Here is a 14,678-nt window from a genome sequence, read left to right as displayed (position 1 = left end):
GGCCGGCCGGCACCCCGTCGGCACTCGAACCGGATCAGTGCCGGACGAACGCCAGATCGTCCGGCCGTACCCGCTCGCGCGGCCCCGCCGCCCGCAGCACCACGTCCAGCACCCGGGCCGGATCGGCGGCGTACGCGTGCGAGAACCAGGCCATGTTGGCCTCCACCACGGCCCAGCGGTGGCCCGGGCGGTAGGGGTCGAGCAGCTGCCCGACGTCCAGGACGACGGCGCTCGGCAGGCTCTGCCCGGCCGCGGCCACCAGCCGGTCGACGAACTCGGCGATCTCCCCGGTGGTGGCCCGGTCGGCGCGGTCCGTCGCGTCCGCGTGCAGCGGGTGCGGGTCGAGCCGGCCGAACACCGCGTACCGGCTCGCCGCGGCGATCCGCCCGTCCAGCAGGAACAGCCGGTACTCGGCCGCGAAGGTCACCACCTCGGAGAGCAGCACCGGCGTCGCCGGGTCCAGGTCCGCGGGCAGCCGGGAGCCGTCGGCGTAGACGGCCGCCGGGAAGGACTTGTCGCGCGGCGGCTTGACGAACGTCGGCCGCTCCAGCGCCCGCGCGTCCGCGACGGTCGCCGAGCGGACGTCCCGGCCGGTGAACTCCTCCGGCAGCTCGGCGAGCCAGTCGTCCACCGGTTCGAGCAGCGCGAACCCGAGCCGGCCCGCCAGCCGCGCACCCGCGAGCGGCCCGCCGTACCAATGCGCCGGACCGGGCACCGGGCCGAGGTCCTCAGCCGCCCGGACCTCCATCCCACGACCGGCCGCCTCGACGGCCAACAGCTCCATCGTCGACGTCCGCCGCCCGGGCATGACCAGCACCGTGACCTCCTGTGGTCCGTAGAGGCCGCCAGGCTAGTCGCGGCGTACCGCCGACCGCAGCCGAGTTGTCCGGCGGCCGGAGCGGCGAACGAAGCGGCGGACGGCCACCTGACGAACACCTGACGGGCGGTCGGACGAGCCGCCGGACGAACGAGCCCGGAGAGCCCGCCCGTTGGTACCGCCGACGGAGGACGGCCTCGGGTCCTGGCCTACGATCGACTCCGTGACCTCTGCGCTGATCCTCGTCGACCTGATGCCACGCATCATCGCCCTGCCCCTCGCCCCGCACTCCGGCGACCAGGTGCTGACGCGCTGCCGCCGCTTGGCCGAGGCGTTCAGGGCGAGCGGTCGCCCGGTGGTGCTGGTCCGGGTCGAGCGGCCGAACACCCCCGAGCAGCCGCCGGGCAGCGGCTTCGCCGACGGTCTGGTCCACCCCGGCGACATCGAGGTCGTCAAGCGCACCGTCGGTGCGTTCCACGGCACCGACCTGGACGAGCGGTTGCGCGAGCGGGGCGTGGACACACTGGTGCTCGCCGGGCTGGTCACCACGATGGGGGTCGAGTCCACGGCCCGGGCCGCGAGCGACCACGGATACGAGCTGGAGTTCGTCGCCGACGCGATGTCCGGGTTCGCCGCCGACGAGCACGACTTCACGGTGGAGCGGACCTTTCCCCGGTTCGGTGCGGTGCGGGACACGGCGGCCTACACCTGAGCCGTGGTCGTGGGCGGATCGCACCCGCGCGCACCTGTTCCGCGGGGCGAGACGGACCGACGGCCCCGACGGCGCCACCTGTAGCTTTCCCGTGCCGACACCCAGCACGCGGCGAGCGGCCCGCTCGTTCCCGCCCGTTCCCCGAGGGGGATGCCCATGTTCACGGTCAACGAATACTTCGACGGCACCGTCAAGTCGATCGCCTTCAAACAGGAGCACGGGCCGGCGACCATCGGTGTCATGGCCCGGGGCGAGTACCGGTTCGACACCACCGCCCCGGAGACCATGCACGTGATCAGCGGCGCCCTGACCGTCAAGCTGCCCGGCGCCGACGACTGGGAGACCTTCGCCGCCGGCACCCGGTTCGACGTCCCGGGCAACAGCGTCTTCGACCTCAAGGTCGACGGCGAGACCGCCTACCTCTGCGAATACCGCTGATCCCGGGCATGAGGCACGCCTTCGCCCGGCCGTAGTGCTCCTGGGGGGCGCGGCGCAGCAGGGGCCGACACCTGCGTCCGGGCGGACGGTCGGCCTGTTCGGCGCTGCTGGGGTGGCGCTCGTCGTGGCGTTCGTCTCCGCGCCGCGGCCTCCGGCGGTCCGGACCGGCCCGGGTCAGCTCGCGAGCACCTTCGTGAGGGAGTCGTCCAAGCGCCCCGTCAGTCGGGCGATCTGCTCCTCCAGCGGCAGTGACTCGTCGGGCCGGGTCACCAGGGCGGACTTCCTCAGGCCGCGGACGTACAGCGAGCAGGCCGGGTCGGCGAGAGGTAGGTGCCGACCGTGTTGCCCTCCCGGCCGGCCTCGCCGGCCCGGCGGGCAGCCAGTAGTGCCACCCCGGAACCGGCGTGCGAGGTGATGCGGAGCGAGCACACGTTGGTGCGGGTCAGGCTGCGGCGCGGGCCCGTCGGCACCCGCAGGGTGATGCCGACCGGACCGTCCGCCCGGTCGGCGACCAGGTAGGCCCGGTCGGGTGCGCCGCCGTCCCGCCGGCCGAGGAAGTCCAGGTCCGGCCAGGTCGGGCCGGCCGGGTCGCGGGGCACCGGCAGCCGACGGGCCTCGCCCTTCGAGCAGTTGACGAAGGATCCGTGGATCTCGGAGTCGCTCAGCGCACGCATGTGCCGCACGCCAACAACCCGCCGACCGGGGCGTCGCCCGAATTCAGTCCACCGACTTTCAGCCCCCGGACGTCGCCCCGCACGGTGACCCGCCGGAGAGGTGCGATGATCGGCCGCATGGACTTGTTGGGGGAACTGGCCGTCCTGGCCGGAACGGGACGGCTGGGTGCGCTGCGCCACGGTGCCGCGCTCGGGGACCTGGCGGCGGTGTACGGCGAGCCGGAGGCCGGCGGCCGGGTGTACTCGCAGGAGTGCTGGCCCCGGTGGTTCGGCTACGGCAGCATCCAGTTGGTCGTCTGCCGCTGTCGCCGGGTGGACTCGATGATCGTCCCGGCGTGGCACCGGGAACTGGAGATTCCCGGCCCCGCCGGGCCGCGCACCGTCGACTCCCGCATCACCGAGTCGCACCTGACGGCCGCGCTCGTCGGGGCGGGCTGCCGGTGGGAGACCGTGGAGTACCCGGGCCTCCCCGACCAGCGTTCCCTGGTGACCGAACCGGCCGAGGACGTGCAAGTGAGCTTCACCTTCACGGACCGCGAGAGCTACGACTCCCCACCGCTCGCCGATCTGATCCTCGACAAGGTCAACGTCTGGGGCCTCTCGCACCGCGAGTGCCCGGCCCCCGACCCGCACCTGCCCGACGGGGACGACGGCGTTCGACCTCCGGGCCGTACGTGACGGCGGTTTCCGCCAGGATGTCCGGCTCCTCGCCCTCGGACACACCCGGCCGCGCCCCGACCGACGCGCCGTGCGCCACGCGCCACGCGTGGTGTCCGGGCTGTGCGCCGATCGGGGTACGGCCGGTTCGACCGCTCTCTACGGCGATCAGGGAGCGCAGTCGCGGCAGACGGGCTGGCCGTTCTTGTCGGTGCCGGCGAGCTGGGTGCGGTGGTGGACGAGGAAGCAGGTCATGCAGGTGAACTCGTCCTCCTGCAGGGGCACGACCTGGACGGTGAGTTCCTCGCCGGACAGGTCGGCGCCCGGAAGCTCCAGCCCTTCGACGGCCTCGACATCGACGTCGACCGCGGAACTCTGTTTGTCGTCGCGGCGCCCCTTCAGCGCCTCGATGCTTTCGTCGTTGCTGCCGCCGTCGCCGGTGTCGCGCGGGGCGTCGTAGTCGGTTGCCAAGTCGGTGCCTTCTCGTCGTTCGGGGTTTCGCTTCGTCGGGCGGGGAGTGCCGCCTGCCGGTCGGCGGAGTGCCGGCCGGTCAGGGTCGGTGATCAGTCCCTCCCATGGCGCACCACCTTCCCATCCATCGGCCGTCCGGCGTGTGACCACGCACCGTGTGACGGACGACCGACGGGTTCGGCAGGCCGTCATGGCCGGTCGGCAGGCCGTCGGGGGTCAGCGGGCGGCCGGGCGTGGCGGGGGCCGGGCGCCCTGTCGGCGCGGACGGCCGCGGCGCGTGGACCGCGATGGCGGTGGGCGGGCGAGGGGGCGGTCGCGGTGAGGATCGCCGCCAACGCGAGCGGGATCAGCAGCAGCACCATGGCCATGCTCATGAACACCTCCGGGCGTCGGCCGACGGATCCGGCCATCGCCTGCCCCGCCTGCGCAGGTCCATGCCACCCCCTGCGAGCCCGGGCGGCCGGCCGTCAGCCCTCGGTTCCGGCCGGCGCCCGGGTCGAGCGGCCACAGCTGCCCCCGGCCGGTACGGCCGTGCTCACTGCGGGGCGGCCGGCCCGCACCGCGGTGCCTCGCGCAGCTCGAACCATCTACGGGCGAGGAGGCGGGCGTCCTCGGTTCGGTGGTCGTGCGGCCGGCCCCGGGGGGCGGGGGGGGCCGGCCGCACCCGCGGAATCGTTCGCCTCCATGGTGCGGGGGCCCTGGGAACGTCCCGGCCGCAGGTCACTCCCGGTGCGTGACCGCCGCGAGGGCACGCTCCCGGACGTCAGCCGAGGGGTGGCGGCGCAACTCCCGCAGCAGGCCCCGCCACTCCTCGGGCCAGCCGAGGCGGTCCCCGAACACCTCGGTCAGCGCGGTCGCGAACAGCCCGGCGGCCGGGCCGGTGTCCCCGTTCCGGCGTGCCGTCCGGGTCAGCGCGTCGAGTGTCCCGGGCGGCGGCAGCGGGCCGGAGGTGTGCTGCCGCAGCAGGACGGCCGCGGTGATCGCGGCCGCCGCCGGCCGGCCGAGGTGGGCGTCGGCGAGCGCGGCGAGCGCGGCCGCCAGCGCCTTCGGCCCTGCGACCGGGTCCACCAGCCGGCAGAGCGCGGCCGTCCTGATGCCGGCCAGCTCGGGTTCGGCCGTGAGCAGGTCGGCGACGCCGGCGAGCAGCGGCCGGTGGCGTTCGTCGGAGGGGAGGTCGGCGAGGTGGGCGAGCCGGCGGCGGGCCGGCAGGTCGCGGTCGTCCCCGACGTCGGGGGTGTCCGTCCGGGTGGCGGCGGCGAGTTCGGCGACGGTGCGGTGCAGCAGGCTGCCGGGGGCGGCGCCGCCGATCGGGTGCGGCAACCCGGAGGCGGCGAGCGCGTGGACGGCCGCCGCGGCCTCCCGCCAGCCGCCTCGGTTCGCCAGGTCGGTGACGGCGCGTCGGGCCACGTCCGCGGTCTCCGGCGCCCAGACGGCCCACCGCGGCAGTGCGGCGAGGGCGGGCGCCGCGACCTCCGGGTCGGGCGCGGCGGCGACGGAGGCCACCAGCCGGGCGTAGCGCGCCCGGTGGGTCTCGGGGAGGTGCGCCGGGTGGGCCCGCAGGACGGCGCGGCGCACGGGCGGCGGGGCCTGTCCGGCGGCGTCGGCGAGCAGCTCCCAGACCGGTTCGGCGTCCAGCAGGTCGGTGGCGAACGCGACCGCCGCGGCCCGCACGTCGCGGTGCTGGCCCTCCACGCGGTAGGCGGCGACCAGCAGCTCGGCGGCGGCCTGCGTCGGCAGGTGTTCGGCGGCCAGCCGCACGGCCTCCTTGCGGCTGGTCACCTTGCTGCCCTGCACGCCGGACAGCAGCTCGCCGAGCCGCTCGGCGAGTTCGCCGGGCGGGGCGTACCGGGCGGCCCGGGTGGCCGCGTACACCGCGACCCGGGCGCGGTCGCCGCCCGCGTGGTCGAGCAGGTCGCCCAGCGCGTCGGCGGGCCGGTCCGTCCGGGCCAGGGCGGCGAGTGCCGCCTCGGCGACCACGACCTCGGCGGCGTCCAGCTGGGCGCGGACGACGGCCTCGCCGTACTCGGGGATCGCGGCGGCGGCGTGGACGGCATCGCCGCGCCTGTGCAGCGGCAGGGTGGGGTCGTTCGCCACCGCGGCGGCGAGCCGGGCGGCGGCCCGCCACTGGCGCGGCGTCCAGCGGCTCGCCGCGTGGGTCGGGGCCGGGGTCGCCCGCGCCGGGCGCTTCAGGAACCGACCGTACAGCGGCACGGGGGCGAGCAGCGGGTCCAGCAGGTCGGTGCGCCGTGCGACCAGCACGTCCCGCACCGGCGGCAGGACGGCGGCGGAGGGTTCGAGTTCGAGGATCCCGGCGACCCGGACGTCGCGGGTCCACGGGTCGTCCAGCCACAGGGCGGCGGCCGTCGTGAAGGCGGCGTCCGAGCCGAACTGGAGGGCGTGCAGGAGGAGTTCCTGCAGCTCGGGGATGCCGCGGGCGCGTCGGCCGAGCGCCCTGGCCAGGGAGAACAGCAGCCAGTACTCGGCGGTGTCGGCCATGGTGTCCAGCCACGGCCGGAGGGTCGCGAACACGGCGTGCTCCTGGCCCCGCCGCAGCCGGTGCTCCAGCCCGCCGAGTTCGACCGCGCCGGTCTGTCCGGCGACCGTGCGCAGGCTCCGCAGCGCCCAGTCGACCAGCTCGGCCCCGCCGGCGACGGCGTGCTCGCGCAGCACCTCGGTGATCAGCCGCTGCAGGGCGGCGCGGGTGGCGTAGGAGCAGTCCCGGGCGTCGACCGCGTCCTGCACGGCGGTGTCGAGCAGGGGCACCGCCGCCGGGGTCAGCAGCCGGGCGGGGACCTGGGCGAGCGCGGTCAGCGCGGCGCTGCGCACCGGGTCCTGCTCGTTGCGCAGCCGCGGGAGCAGTCCGAGCGCGTCCTGGACGGCGTCCCGGTCGTCGGAGGCGGCCGCGTTGGCGAGCAGGGCCGTCCAGGCGGCGGCCCGGTCCTCGGCGTCCGGGCGGGAGAGGGCGGCGCGCAGCTCGGGCTGCGCCTCCTCGGTGGGCAGGTGTGCCAGGAAGGACGCGATCCCGGCCCAGGGCCGGCCCTGGACGCGCAGCGCGGCGACCTGCCGCCGTGCCTCGGCGTGGCGCCGGGTGTGCGGGAACAGCGGCAGCAGGAGGGGGAGTTCGGCCGTCCGCGGGACGGCGCCGTCGTACACGGCGTCGAGGAACGCGTCACGCCGGCCCGGCGGGAGGGCGCGCAGCAGGGCGGCGAAGCAGCGGGGCACGGCCAGCCAGTGACGGCCGAGGGCGGGGAGCGAGGGCGGGTCGGCGCGCACCAGCCGGCGCAGGGTGCCGCTCGTGGGCGGCACGGTGTAGGGCCGGGCCGTGCCGCGCCGCGGGTCGATGAGGAGCCGGACGGTGCGTTCGGCGTCGGCGGCGGCCAGCGGTGGCAGGAGGTCGTGGCGCAGCGGGAGGTCCGGGCTGAACCGTTCCAGCAGGTCGAGGGCCCGTTCGGGGCGGGCCCGCACGGTGGCGGCGAGGACGTCGGCGAGTTCGGGTGACTGCCCGAGCCGCAGCGTCCCGGGGTGCTCGGCGAGGACTCGCTCCAGGTGGTCCAGGACCTCGTCCGGGAAGCGTGCGGCGAGGGGTGCGAGCGGGACGGCGTGCGCGAGGTCGGGCAGGGTCCGGGCGACGGACTCGGGGCTGCAGGCGGAGAGCAGCCGGCCGGCCTCGGCGTCGCCCCACTCGGCGCGCAGGCGGCCCACCAGCCGTTCGGCGAGCCGGTGCCGACGGCCGTGCCGGACGACCCGGGCGAGCTGTCGGCGCAGGGTGCAGGAGGCGCCGGTGAAGGCCGCCTCGATCGCCTCGTCCGGGACGTCCTGGGTGCGGGCGGTCCGCAGGGCGTACCCGCGGACCACCGGGTCGGGGTCGGTCAGCCGCTCGGTGAGGTACTCGGTGGCGCAGCCGGCCGACGCGGCGAGCGCGGCCAGCCGGCGGCCGTACACGCCGGAGTGCTCCAGCTCGGACAGCAGCGCGGGGAGTTGCCCGTCGGCGGCGAGTTCGCGGGCTCTGCGGGCGACGAGCCGCTGGCGGTCCGGGTACGGGAGCGGGTCGACGTCGGCGAGCAACCGTTCAGCGTGGTGCGGCATGCGGTCATTCTGGCCGGGCGGGGCCGGTACCTCCCACCGGATTTCCGCCGGCCCGGCCGGGCCGCCCACCGCGCCCGACCGGCGGTGCACGAGGACGGGGGACGGCCGCGGCAGCGGTCCGGTCGTGCACTCGGGCGGGCCTGCCCGGCACGCGCGGTGAGCCACCGTCATGACGACAGCGCGTCGGCGTGGCCGGGGCGCTCGCGGTGGCGGTGGCGCTCGCGGTGGCGGTGGCGGCCGGAGCGGTCGTCCGGGCCACCACCGCGGGGGCGGCTACTCGGCGCCGCTGACTCCCGGGGCGACGAAGCGGCGGTGCAGCGGGCTGAAGGAGACCTCGGGGGCGCCGGTGATGCCGGCCTTCTCCACGGCCGGCGCCAGCCGCTGGGAGAGGAACGCCTCGAAGGCCTGCTGCGAGTCCCACACGTCGGTCACGTGCAGGCCCTGCGCGTCGAACCAGGCCACGTGGACCTGGCCCCCGGCCGCCGGGACCTCCTCCCAGTCGACGGCGTCCCGCACCGTGTCGTACTGCTCCGGCGTGACTCCGGCCCAGTCCATCGACATCACCACGGCCATGTCCCTCTCCCCTTCCCCGGCGGTGCACGGATCGGGCACCGGCCGACGACCACCGGCCGCCGCCCGCACTGCGACGGCGGCCGGTGGTCTCCCCCGGCCGGATTCCCGCCCGCCCATCGTCCCGCCGCACGCAGCGGGTCGGGCAGGGCGTGCGGATGCGCGACCGACGTGGGAGGACGGCTCCGAACGCCCGGTACACCATGCATCCGGGCATCACGGGCACCGTCGGGGGACGCGCCGGTGCGGGGGTGGGCCCGTGGCCCGGCCCCGCGCGGCCGGCGTGCGCCCCGGCGCGGCTGTCAGGTGTTCACGTAGCCGAGGTCACCGATGGTCCAGCTGCTGATGTCCTCGATGGCGATGCGGTACATGCCGCCGGTGTGGGGTAGCGCGAAGCTGCCCTGGAGGATCTTCGCCCGATGGAGGTGGAGGTGGGTGGGCCGTTCGGTCGGTCCGTCGGGGGGCGGGGCGAAGAGCGCCGCGAACGGCTTCAGGTGGTCCGAGGCCTGGAGGACCTCCGCCACGCGCTCCTGCCACAGGGCCATCGGCGCGAGCCTGCCGGTGATCACCGCTCCGGGGACGACCACGGTCAGGGACATTTGATTGCTGTGCTCGGACTCGACCAACGCGGCGATGTCGACGAGCAGCCCGTCTGGGTTCGGCATGGGTCCCAGCCTAGACACAGCTCCGGCCCCCGCCGCCCTCCACGGCACAGAAACCGTGGCCGCCCGGCCCGCCGGGCGGCTGCGCCCGCGGCGCGGGCGGCGCGGGGTCGACGTCCCCGCGGTGCCTCCCCCGACACCGGCGGCGAACTCTCCCGCAGCGCTTCGCAACCCTTTGGCAGCTGCAAGCGCGCGGCCCTTTCCGTGGCACCCGGCGGGTGGAGCCGAAAAGCCCGACGTCGCCGTGCAGCACGCCGCCCGGGTTGCGGCCGGACACCGAATGCACCGTCCGCACGGGGCCGTCCGCAGTAAGGGGCGACGGCGCGCCGCACCCGAAGTGTTGCCGTTCTCTCGGAGAGCCGCGGTTCGAACGAGCACCGCGCCCGCTCCAACCGGCCCACTCCCCTGGCGCGTTGACGGACCGGACGGCCTGCGGCGGCGACCCGGTGGAAGGGCCTCCGAAAAACTCGGGGTGCGATGTCCACCCGCCGGCGGGGTCGGCCTGCTACAGTGGATTTCGTTGCAGTAGTGGTTCCCATGAAACTTTGTGTGCGCCTGCTGATGTATTTCGCAGGCGCATTTTTGTTTCCCGGCTCTTGCCCGGGCGGGTGCTCATCACGGCGACACGGAACCCGCGTAGTGCGAGCTCCGGACAGCCCCTCGAAGGAGATCTTTAATGGCTAATGGCACTGTGAAGTGGTTCAACTCGGAAAAGGGCTTCGGCTTCATCGAGCAGGAGGGTGGCGGCCCGGACGTCTTCGCCCACTACTCGAACATCAACGCCAACGGCTTCCGTGAGCTGCTCGAGGGCCAGAAGGTCGAGTTCGACGTCACGCAGGGCCAGAAGGGCCCGCAGGCGGAGAACATTCGCCCGCTGTAGTCGTTCCTGCCAGGGCACCCACCCGGCAGCGAGGGGCCCGTACCGTGCACATGCCCGGTACGGGCCCCTCGGCGTTGCGTCACGACGCACGTGCCACGCGGCACACCGCCGACCGCTCGGGACCTGGCTCAGGAGCCTCCCCCGCGCGGGTCAGAGCCTGCGGGCCAGGAGGTACGCACGCTCGGTGTCGGCCTCCCCCGGGTACGGCCCCCGCATCAGCGTGGCCGCAAGGGCGAGCCCGGCATCCGCGAGACCTGCGGCGACGTCCTCCGGGCGCAGCGCGAAGAAGTCGAGCGAGACCGGGCGGTCGAACCAGGAGTCCCGGTGCCGGACCTCCTCGCCCGCGTGGAAGGCCACGAGGACGAGACCTCCCGGGCGCAGCACCCTGGCGAACTCCGCGTAGGCGCGTGGCCGCTCGTCGGGCTGCAGGTGGATCAGCGAGTAGAACGCCGCGATGCCGGCGAGCTCTCCGTCCGCCAGCGGAAGGTCCAGCATCGAGCCGACCCGCACGTCGAGGCCCGGACGGCGCCGCCTCGCCGCAGCGACCATGCCCGGTGACACGTCCAGGCCCAGGACCGGCACCCCGAGGTCGTCCAGGAAGCACGCCACCTGCGCGGGACCGCACCCGACGTCGGCCACCGGCCCGCCCTTCGGGACCTGCTCGGCGAAGGCCGTCAGCATGGCACGGTCCAACGGCTTCGAGGCCAGGTCCGCGGTGAGGCCCTGCGCGTACTCGTCGGCGACCGCGTCGTAGGAGTTCCGGATCGAGGTGCTGTCCATCCGCAGAGTATCCACCACGGTCCACTGCCACCGGCCGGCACCACCTCGCCGCGGCCGGGAGGGGCCGGGCCCACGCCGACACGGCGAACGGAGGCGGGGATCGGGACGGACTACGGGCACCCGCCCCCGCGGGGCCCGCTCCAGGCTCTGGGCGATGAGGGTCTCCTTCGGGCGGACGACGCAGAACTCGTTCCACTCCGGATCGGCGAGCACGGTCCATGACTCGTCGCCGCTCCGGCCGACGTCCACCGTGCGGGCGCCGAGTACGAGGATGCGCTCGATCTCGGCCTCCCGGTCCGCCGCGCGGGTCGTCAGGTCGAGGTGCAGACGGTTCTCGACGGCCTTCCGGTCGGTCCCCGGCATGAAGCACATTCCCACGGGCGCGGTCTCGTCCGGCCCGATCACGACCTCCCGCTCCCGCTCGGAGAGGATCCGCCGACCCGGCACCTCGGCCCGGAACCGGGCGAGGGCGGGCAGGTCGTGGGCGTCGACGACGATGTGATGCAGCGGCAGGGGCATGTCGTCCGGTCCGCCCCGGCCGACGGTCCGGTCCCGTGTCGTCATGACCGCCGGTGCGCCGGCCCCGAGGATCGGGAGACGGCTGCGCCGGTGGCCCGCGGCGTGCTTACGTGGCTCCATGACGCACCCGGACACGGTCGAGGAAGTCGCGAGCCGCTATCGGCTGGAACGGAAGCTGGGGGAAGGCGGCCAGGGGGAGGCCTGGCTGGCGTTCGACGCGCGGCTGCGCCGCCGCGTGGTGCTCAAGCGGCTCGTGCTTCCCGAGGGATCGTCGGTGGAGCCGGCCGGGGTGCTGCTGGCGCGGGCGGAGCGCGAGGCTCAGGCGGCCGGGAAGCTCCGTCATCCCGGCATCGTCACCGTGTTCGACCAGTTCTCCGACCACGAGGGCCTTCCGTGGATCGTGATGGAGTACGTGGAGGGCCGTTCCCTCCGGGAGGCCCTGGGGTCGGGACCGCTCTCCGTCGTGGAGGCGGCGCGGATCGGCGAGCAGGTCGCCTCCGCGCTGGCCGCCGCGCACGCGGACGGGGTGGTCCACCGGGACGTCAAGCCGGCCAACATCCTGCTGGCGGACGGCCGGGCGGTGATCGCGGACTTCGGGATCGCCGCGGTACCGGACGGGATCACGCTCACGGCCACCGGCACGGCACCCGGGACACCGCAGTTCATGGCCCCGGAGCAGCTCCACGCCGGGTCGTCGTCCCCGGCCTCGGACATGTGGTCGTTCGGCGTGACGCTGTACTGCGCCGTGGAGGGGCGGTCCCCGTTCCCGGGCGATTCGCTCCCGCAGGTGGTCTGGGCGATCGGCCGCGGCGTTCCGGAGCCGGTGCGCAGGGCCGGCGCCCTGGCACCGCTGATCGGTCAACTCCTGCGGCCGGACCCGGACGAGCGCCCCGCGGCGGCCGTCGCGGCCGCCTCCCTGAGGGAGGTCGTCCGGGACCTGGAGGCGGCCGCCGCGGGGGCGACCGACATCGACGAGCTGCTCCGCCGGGCGACCCGCGAGCGTGACCACGGCGACCTGCACCGTGCCGAGGACGCCTACTGGTCGGCGCTCGACCTGGCGATCCAGCTGCGTTCCCGACGGCAGGAGGGCTGGGCCTGGGACGGTCTCGGCTCCTGCCGCTCGCGTGCCGACGACCCGGACATGGCCGTGCGGTTCTTCACCCGCGCCGCACGCATCGCCGACGAGACCGACGACGCGCTCCTGCGGGCCTGGAGCCTGCACAACTTCGGCACCCACCGGCGCAGGAAGGGCGAGCCGGCCGCGGCCGAGGAGTACTTCGAGCAGGCGCTGGCGGTGGCGGAGGCCCGTCATCACTGCACGGCGCCCGCGGGCTGGACCCACCATCAGCTGGCCGAGCTGGCGGCGGAGGCGGGGGACCCCCTCCGGGAGAAGGAGCACTACGCAGCGGCCGTTCGGGTCGCCGCGGGGTCCGGCGAGGACGAGCTGGCGGGCTGGAGCCTGTTCAACCTGGCCAGGTGCGAGGAGCGCGCGGCCGAACGCGAGGAGGCGCGGGAGCACTACGGGCGCGTTCTGGAGATCGGCACCCGCATCGGGAACCGGTGGATGGTCGAGCACGCCGAGGAGGGGCTCGGCCGCACGGCGGGCCCCGGCTGAGAGGCGGACCACCGCCCGCGGCGGAGCCGCGGGACGGCGGGCTTCCCGGGTCGTGTGCCGGTACCGGGCACGCGACCCGGGCTGCGCGGCGCCTACGCGCCGAATGTCCGCTGCTGCCAGCGGAACGCCGGGCTGTCCTCGTGGTCCTGGCTCTGCGTCAGCCGGTCTCCCGGGCCCGGGTCGTCCGCCTCGGGCCGGTGTTCGAGGCCGAGGACGAGGCGGCTGGCGGCGTTGACGACCAGGCCGCCGCAGAACGTCCAGACCGTCTCCTTGCGCCCGTCGGCGCCGCACTCCTGCTGGACGAGCGGGGCCCCGTCGGTCGTGCTGCCGCCGGTTGCCAGGCAGCGACCGGTGCCGACGTTCTTGATCTGCGTCCCCGATCCGGCGGGGATCAGGATCCACGTCTGGCCTGCGGTCCGGTTGCAGGGGCGCTGGGTGAGGGCACCGCCGGGGTCGGCCTGGGCGCACAGGCCGGTCATCCGGTTGACGAAGGCGCGGGAGCCCGGGGGCGGCGCGAACGCCGACGGCCGGGCCGTCCGGGTGGGGGTGCCGATGACCGCGGCCGGTTCGGGCCGGAAGGACTCGGCGACCCCGACGGCCGCGACCGGCGCCACCGCGAGGGTCGGCGCCGGGACGGCGGGCGCGGCGCCGGTCGCGGGCGGAGGGGTGCGGACGGGTGTGCCGCCGGAGCCGGGTGTCAGGACGACCACGGCCGCTGCGGCGGCGGCGACCGCGGTGGCGGTCAGCGTCCACTTGCCGGCGGCGGACCGGGACACCGCGGCCACCTTGGCCGCGGCCGGGTGGAGGCCGTGGCCCGTGACGGACGGCCAGAGGCCGGCGGGGTTCCACAGGAGGACGCCGACGGGCAGCATCGCGCCGAGGCGGCCGTTGATGTCGCGCAGGTCGCGTTCGGCGCGGGCGCAGCCGGTGCAGGTCCGCAGGTGGCGGTCGAGGTGGCGGGTGGTGCGCTTGTCGGGCCTGCGGATGGAGGCGGCGAGCATGGTGCCGTAGTGGCGGCATTCGTCGCTGGCGGTGTCGTCGAGGTGGGCGCGCAGGTAGGCCACGCGCAGGCCCTCGCACGCGCGGGCGACGAGGGAGCCGACGCCGCTGGCGGTGATGCCCAGGCGCTTGGCGGTGGCGGCGGCGGGTTCGTGTTCGACCACGGCGTGCCAGAGCACGGCCTGCCAGCGTTCGGGGAGCGACCGGTAGGCCTGCAGGACGAGTGAGCCCTCTTCGGCTGCGAGGACCGTGTCGTCGGTGTCCTGACCGCAGGGCAGCGACTCGGCCCAGGCGTCGAAGTCGTCGGAGAGGAGGGTGCGGGCGCGGTCCCGGGCCCACTCCACGGCGACGTGGCGCACGCAGGTCAGGAGGTAGGGGCGCCAGGCGTGGTGGGGTCCGCTTCCCGTGGTGACGGCGCGGTAGGTCCGGGCGAAGGCTTCGGCGGCCAGGTCGTGCGCGGTCGCCGTGTCGCGGCAGCAGGTGCGGGCGTAGGCGAGGACGGCGGTGTGGTGGCGGGCGAAGACCTCGCTCATCACGTCCTGGACGGCCGGTCCGGTGAGCGGGTCCCCGTCGCGCAGCAGTGCGGCCAGTTCCGCGTCGTTGAGGTGGTCGAGTGCCGTCTGACGGGCCGTCGCGGATGCGGTCAAACCCCTGCTCCTGTTCGGTCGGTGATGGCCGGTCGGCGGACGGGTCGTCGGTTTCGGGCCCGCCGATCGTCCGCCCCCGGCCGGATTGCGGGCCAGTGTGTCATGCCCTGAGCAGGCCGGATCCGCCCCGGGGGCGGCGCAGGGCGGCCCG

Annotated in this window: 13 protein-coding genes and 1 pseudogene; 5 read left to right on the top strand and 9 right to left on the bottom strand. The window is 75.3% G+C overall.

Going from position 1 to position 14,678, the window contains the following annotated elements:
* Positions 1-34 precede the first annotated feature (34 nt).
* Positions 35-784, bottom strand: a complete 750-nt coding sequence (locus AB0442_RS11470) for an ATP-grasp domain-containing protein (protein ID WP_366162308.1) — start codon at positions 782-784, stop codon at positions 35-37.
* A gap of 256 nt (positions 785-1,040) precedes the next feature.
* Here AB0442_RS11470 and AB0442_RS11465 point away from each other — a divergent pair, with 256 nt between their 5' ends.
* Together AB0442_RS11465 and AB0442_RS11460 are read left to right on the top strand one after the other, a co-directional pair.
* Positions 1,041-1,529 carry an isochorismatase family protein gene (locus AB0442_RS11465; RefSeq protein WP_366162254.1) on the top strand — a complete coding sequence of 163 codons (489 nt, stop codon included), beginning with the start codon at positions 1,041-1,043 and terminating at the stop codon, positions 1,527-1,529.
* Positions 1,530-1,685: 156 nt separating this feature from the next.
* The gene (locus AB0442_RS11460; protein ID WP_366162252.1) at positions 1,686-1,967 is read left to right on the top strand and encodes a pyrimidine/purine nucleoside phosphorylase; all 282 of its coding nucleotides are present in this window, start codon (positions 1,686-1,688) and stop codon (positions 1,965-1,967) included.
* Positions 1,968-2,141: 174 nt separating this feature from the next.
* Here the strand turns inward: AB0442_RS11460 and AB0442_RS11455 are convergent.
* Positions 2,142-2,641, bottom strand: a pseudogene (locus tag AB0442_RS11455) (FBP domain-containing protein).
* A gap of 117 nt (positions 2,642-2,758) precedes the next feature.
* Here AB0442_RS11455 and AB0442_RS11450 point away from each other — a divergent pair.
* Positions 2,759-3,319 carry a hypothetical protein gene (locus tag AB0442_RS11450; RefSeq protein WP_366162250.1) on the top strand — a complete coding sequence of 187 codons (561 nt, stop codon included), beginning with the start codon at positions 2,759-2,761 and terminating at the stop codon, positions 3,317-3,319.
* 147 nt (positions 3,320-3,466) lie between these two features.
* Here AB0442_RS11450 and AB0442_RS11445 read toward each other — a convergent pair whose 3' ends face one another.
* The 5 genes from AB0442_RS11445 to AB0442_RS11425 form a co-directional block, all read right to left on the bottom strand.
* Entirely contained in the window at positions 3,467-3,769 is a 303-nt protein-coding gene (locus tag AB0442_RS11445) for a DUF4193 domain-containing protein (protein ID WP_366162248.1), read from the bottom strand.
* Positions 3,770-3,957: 188 nt separating this feature from the next.
* Positions 3,958-4,143 carry a hypothetical protein gene (locus AB0442_RS11440; RefSeq protein ID WP_366162246.1) on the bottom strand — a complete coding sequence of 62 codons (186 nt, stop codon included), beginning with the start codon at positions 4,141-4,143 and terminating at the stop codon, positions 3,958-3,960.
* 346 nt (positions 4,144-4,489) lie between these two features.
* Positions 4,490-7,855 (bottom strand): hypothetical protein, encoded by a 3,366-nt coding sequence (locus tag AB0442_RS11435; RefSeq protein ID WP_366162245.1) that lies wholly within the window; start codon positions 7,853-7,855, stop codon positions 4,490-4,492.
* Between the two features lie 273 nt (positions 7,856-8,128).
* A complete protein-coding gene (locus AB0442_RS11430; protein ID WP_366162244.1) occupies positions 8,129-8,428 on the bottom strand; it encodes a hypothetical protein in 300 nt (99 codons plus the stop codon).
* Positions 8,429-8,727: 299 nt separating this feature from the next.
* The gene (locus AB0442_RS11425; protein WP_363549112.1) at positions 8,728-9,090 is read right to left on the bottom strand and encodes a hypothetical protein; all 363 of its coding nucleotides are present in this window, start codon (positions 9,088-9,090) and stop codon (positions 8,728-8,730) included.
* 673 nt (positions 9,091-9,763) lie between these two features.
* Between AB0442_RS11425 and AB0442_RS11420 the strand changes: the two genes are divergently transcribed.
* Complete coding sequence (locus AB0442_RS11420; RefSeq protein WP_045694210.1) at positions 9,764-9,967, top strand: cold-shock protein; 204 nt, start codon at positions 9,764-9,766, stop codon at positions 9,965-9,967.
* A 150-nt stretch (positions 9,968-10,117) separates the two neighbouring features.
* Here the strand turns inward: AB0442_RS11420 and AB0442_RS11415 are convergent, their stop codons facing one another.
* Entirely contained in the window at positions 10,118-11,311 is a 1,194-nt protein-coding gene (locus tag AB0442_RS11415; RefSeq protein ID WP_366162242.1) for a VOC family protein, read from the bottom strand.
* Between the two features lie 73 nt (positions 11,312-11,384).
* Here AB0442_RS11415 and AB0442_RS11410 point away from each other — a divergent pair, with 73 nt between their 5' ends.
* Positions 11,385-12,881, top strand: a complete 1,497-nt coding sequence (locus AB0442_RS11410; RefSeq protein ID WP_366162240.1) for a serine/threonine-protein kinase — start codon at positions 11,385-11,387, stop codon at positions 12,879-12,881.
* Positions 12,882-12,973: 92 nt separating this feature from the next.
* Here AB0442_RS11410 and AB0442_RS11405 read toward each other — a convergent pair whose 3' ends face one another.
* Entirely contained in the window at positions 12,974-14,527 is a 1,554-nt protein-coding gene (locus AB0442_RS11405; protein ID WP_366162238.1) for a sigma-70 family RNA polymerase sigma factor, read from the bottom strand.
* Positions 14,528-14,678: the final 151 nt, after the last annotated feature.

Origin of the sequence: Kitasatospora sp. NPDC085895 (assembly GCF_040702125.1) — a bacterium.
In the GTDB taxonomy this organism is placed as follows: Bacteria; Actinomycetota; Actinomycetes; order Streptomycetales; family Streptomycetaceae; genus Kitasatospora; species Kitasatospora arboriphila.
This window is presented reverse-complemented; position numbering and strand designations above follow the sequence as displayed.

What these genes read in the sequence shown, in the direction of transcription:
- AB0442_RS11470 (WP_366162308.1), bottom strand. Translation starts at nt 784, where the DNA reads ATGGAGCTGTTGGCCGTCGAGGCGGCCGGTCGTGGGATGGAGGTCCGG.
- AB0442_RS11460 (WP_366162252.1), top strand. Translation starts at nt 1,686, where the DNA reads ATGTTCACGGTCAACGAATACTTCGACGGCACCGTCAAGTCGATCGCC.
- AB0442_RS11450 (WP_366162250.1), top strand. Translation starts at nt 2,759, where the DNA reads ATGGACTTGTTGGGGGAACTGGCCGTCCTGGCCGGAACGGGACGGCTG.
- AB0442_RS11440 (WP_366162246.1), bottom strand. Translation starts at nt 4,143, where the DNA reads ATGAGCATGGCCATGGTGCTGCTGCTGATCCCGCTCGCGTTGGCGGCG.
- AB0442_RS11435 (WP_366162245.1), bottom strand. Translation starts at nt 7,855, where the DNA reads ATGCCGCACCACGCTGAACGGTTGCTCGCCGACGTCGACCCGCTCCCG.
- AB0442_RS11430 (WP_366162244.1), bottom strand. Translation starts at nt 8,428, where the DNA reads ATGGCCGTGGTGATGTCGATGGACTGGGCCGGAGTCACGCCGGAGCAG.
- AB0442_RS11425 (WP_363549112.1), bottom strand. Translation starts at nt 9,090, where the DNA reads ATGCCGAACCCAGACGGGCTGCTCGTCGACATCGCCGCGTTGGTCGAG.
- AB0442_RS11420 (WP_045694210.1), top strand. Translation starts at nt 9,764, where the DNA reads ATGGCTAATGGCACTGTGAAGTGGTTCAACTCGGAAAAGGGCTTCGGC.
- AB0442_RS11415 (WP_366162242.1), bottom strand. Translation starts at nt 11,311, where the DNA reads ATGACGACACGGGACCGGACCGTCGGCCGGGGCGGACCGGACGACATG.
- AB0442_RS11410 (WP_366162240.1), top strand. Translation starts at nt 11,385, where the DNA reads ATGACGCACCCGGACACGGTCGAGGAAGTCGCGAGCCGCTATCGGCTG.